Source organism: Exiguobacterium sp. s7, assembly GCF_018618195.1.
Classification (GTDB): Bacteria; Bacillota; Bacilli; order Exiguobacteriales; family Exiguobacteriaceae; genus Exiguobacterium; species Exiguobacterium mexicanum_A.
The window spans coordinates 1-3680 of the sequence record NZ_JACSLO010000028.1 but is presented as its reverse complement, the minus strand read 5'-3'; the positions used below and the strand labels follow the sequence as shown (position 1 = coordinate 3680).

Annotated in this window: 3 protein-coding genes; 2 read left to right on the top strand and 1 reads right to left on the bottom strand. The window is 49.7% G+C overall.

Annotated features, from left to right (window positions below; translation table 11 throughout):
• The first annotated feature begins 129 nt into the window (after nt 1–129).
• Both KNP79_RS15470 and KNP79_RS15465 read left to right on the top strand, forming a co-directional pair.
• Nucleotides 130–1818 (top strand): hypothetical protein, encoded by a 1689-nt coding sequence (locus KNP79_RS15470; protein ID WP_215192922.1) that lies wholly within the window; start codon nt 130–132, stop codon nt 1816–1818.
• Nucleotides 1815–3320 carry a hypothetical protein gene (locus KNP79_RS15465; protein ID WP_215192921.1) on the top strand — a complete coding sequence of 502 codons (1506 nt, stop codon included), beginning with the start codon at nt 1815–1817 and terminating at the stop codon, nt 3318–3320. The genes KNP79_RS15470 and KNP79_RS15465 overlap by 4 nt, the downstream gene beginning before the upstream one ends.
• 114 nt (nt 3321–3434) lie before the next feature.
• Here the strand turns inward: KNP79_RS15465 and KNP79_RS15460 are convergent.
• Nucleotides 3435–3680, bottom strand: a 246-nt coding sequence (locus KNP79_RS15460) for a transposase (protein WP_215192920.1), incomplete at its 5' end; no start/stop codon positions are given.

Sequence of the window (3680 nt, the reverse complement as noted above, 5' to 3'; positions counted from 1 at the left end):
GGCTACCGAAACCTCGAACGTTTCTTTTTGAGATTACGCTTCGAGCTTGGTCGTTAAAATAGCAACCACGAGTTATGGTGATGAGCCTATATAATAACTTTATAAACAATATATGGAAGGTGATAGTGGATGAACATTAATACATATTTGAAAGAATACGCCCACACCTTACTCGGTGACGGCACGCATATCGCACCAAACGTACCCGACAAAAAATTGAACGGAGCCATTAAGAATTATGCAGAGGACGCCCTCCCGGAACATGTCATCGTCTTGTATGATTCGACGCTCTTCAAGAGCGGCAAGGAAGGCATGCTGTTTTTGGGTGACCGCTTCTATTTCAAACCGTTACTTGAAAAACCGATTTGCGTCTACTACAAAGATTTGCAGCGCGTCGATTTGGATAGAGAAGTCACGTATAAGAATGATAAGCGAAAAGAGAAACTTCACATCGTCATGCACACCGAGCAATATGACTACAGCCTGTCCGACAAACTCGCAACCTATAACGTCGAAGGCGTCGTCGAGCTATTGAACGGGATTGCCGCGTTAAAAGATAAAGAAGACGAACTCGTCAACGTCTCGCAAGTGATACCACTCGCCGACTTGCCGGAAACGTATAAGCTCACCTATTTAAAAATATTGGCCAACTTCACGTTCGTCGATGACCAACAGATTGACGCCCAAGAGTATAGCGAACTGATGTCACTCGTTACCCGCATCCACCTCAGTTCGGACTATCGGTTGCAACTTCGCGCCTACTTGAGCAATCCAGCCGAACATGCACCAACACTCACGTTGATTGACGAATTACGCGACTTGTCGACGACCATCGACTTTTCCATCGTCGAAAAATCGTTATTCAAAGACCTTCTCTATATCTTCAAATTGAAGCGTCCGCTCTCGGCTTGGTTCGAAAACAAGTTTCTTGGCGAGTTGAAAGAAGTGCTCTCCATCTCACGCGAAGAAATCGAACTCATCTCAAGCGCCATCCAAAGCGACGAGGACATTTTGACATTCCGCAAAAACGATTCAGAGATCGCCAAGTCGATGAAAGACTTGGCAGCCAAAGCGGCCGCGGTCGGCGTCCCGCTCACAGCCATCTATTTATCAGGTTCTGTCGTCGGCTTGAGCGCGGCCGGATTGACGTCTGGTCTCGCCTCCCTCGGCATGGGCGGACTCCTCGGCTTCTCAAGCATGTTCACGGGCATCGGCGTATTGGTCGTCATCGGCGTCGGCACGTACCAAGGTTTGAAAAAAATCACAGGCATGAAAGACATCGAGAACAATAAGCAGCGCGAGTTCATGCTGCAGGCCATCATCCGCAACACGCAACAAACGCTCAACTGTCTGCTAGAGGACATCAATGAAATCTCGAGTCGTCTCGTTGTCGCGATTCAACAAGGAAACGCCAACTCGGAGAAAATCAACCAGCTATCGAACATGTTGCAAATGCTCAGTCAGAGTGCTCAGTTCAGTGCCGACAAACAAGTCCACTCTCAAAAAGAACAAATCATCACGCAACTGCCTCCGAAACTGAGCACCGTTCGCTTAGACGAGTTGACGTCGAAACCGACGTATCAGAAACTACGCGACTACGTGTATGCGTGTTATTCGCCGCAACCGATCCAGCTTGATGATTTAACGTTCAGTGCCGAGGAAGAGCTCGTCTTGAAGGAGACACTTTCGCTCGAAGAGTTGGAACAGTTACACGAATCGTTCCAAGCGATCGGCTACTTTGAAATGTCCGGTGGCGGTCTGGCCGAAGTGACGGGTGGGGCGAAGCGTCTTGTCAAAAACGTCTTCGGTGACAAATGAACCGGTCCGAACAAGACATCATTGACAAAGCAAAAGCTTTACTCGTTCAACAACATCAAGCCGCACAGGCCGAGCAACGTTTAGGTGATATTCATTCACACTTGAATCAACTTGAAGACACGCAAGACGCTCAATCGGCAGCGCTCGACAATTTGTTCGACGACATGATGCGACTCATGAATGGACAGGTACCACAAACAGAGGTACCTCAGTTGGCACCGCTAGCCGTCCCTACATTTGACGACCTGGAACCTGTCCAAGTCTCGGACGTCTCTTGGGATATGTATTTGGCCGAACTCGATACGTATGCGACGCGTCATGATGTGACTGCGCTCGACGATCCGTTCGCCCATCTGTTGACGGCACGACAACGTCACGATTTGGCGACAACGTTCAAAGAGGAGTTCTTGCTGAAGGAAGTGCAATGTGACCGCTACGATTACATGATCGCGTCCTTCAGCGGTCTCGTCGCTGGATTGATTGACAGTTTCTTCGTCGGCTCCCCGACGGACAGTAAACTCGGGAAGTGGTCAGATGAGAAGATCGACAACGTCGTCATCAAGTTTGCGAACCTCGTCTGGAAACAAGACAAGAAGAACGGGGCCCGCCTCCGCAAACAACCGGATTCGATTGCGAGCGCCATCGGTTTTTTGGAGCGCCGCTTTAAAGTGAACTATGATGCACGCTACGCGAGCGACTTGAAGATGGGTGATGCGACGCTCAATATGCGCCCGTCAGACCACCATTTGAAATCGCTCGCCCACGCACCGGACATCATCGGCTTGTTCTTCTCGATTTTGGATCAATTCACGGGGAAAGCGAGTTTCATCTCGGACGGTCGCCTGCTTCGACTCGAACCGAAAGAAAATGGTACGCAACGGCTACAAGGTGGAAATCTATTAGCGAAACTGTTCGCGGGGTTTGCCAACTGGTTCGGTCACCTCTTGTCTGACGTATCAGGATCGAGTGGTGTACGCGGTCACGACAACGGTCGTCGCGGCGCCGGCATCCCGCTCCCGTTTTTCGAGCTGTTCCAATTCGCCGACTTCGGACAAGTGTCGCACAACGGACAGACGCTCTCCTTCGCTGACTTTTCGACAAAAGTGTTCGAGAGCGGGTATGATGCCCGTCACGGTGTCGCGATGGCAGTCCCCGTCGTCTTCAATGAACTCGTCATTCGCCTACTCTGGGGTTTGAAGAGTCTGTTCTATCATAAGAACGGATGGCTCGCCTCGATTCCCATCGGCAATAAGCCGACACTTCGGAAGATGTTGCTCGTCGGTCACGGTGCCTTGTGTCTGACTGACGGAATGGATGCCTATATCCGAAGTGGCAACGTCCCGATTTTATTTGCGACGCGTTTGAACTACGTCGCCTGGAGCCGCTTCGCGTTCGCCTCAATGCAAGAACTGAAGCATGTGCTCGGGAAAGACGTGTACAACTGGAAAGCAGTTGATGCCCACCTTGAGCAAGAATGGAAGAAACTTAGTGGTGAATATTGACAACAAATGATATTTCATGACCTACTTACTCTATACAATCTTACAATTTTAAAGTTTATATAATTCTAATAGTCTGTATATATGAGAATGTTTTATTGTTACTCTTTAGGCTCATCACCATAACTCGTGGTTGCTATTTTGACGACCGATCTCGAGGCGCAATCTTAAAAAGAATCGTTCGAGGTTTCGATAGCCATAACCACGGCGTTTGATGAGCTTGATCTTGTTGTTCGTCCCTTCCATCTTCCCGTTCGACAGCCTTGACACGATGGTCTGGCGCATCGCTTGCTCCCGGACCCGGATTGCTTTCGCGATCTTCGCCAGGGGCCCGCACGGATGGAACTGATAACGGTCCAACCA

Coding starts and splice junctions, on each gene's coding strand:
- KNP79_RS15470 (WP_215192922.1), top strand. CDS start 130: ATGAACATTAATACATATTTGAAAGAATACGCCCACACCTTACTCGGT.
- KNP79_RS15465 (WP_215192921.1), top strand. CDS start 1,815: ATGAACCGGTCCGAACAAGACATCATTGACAAAGCAAAAGCTTTACTC.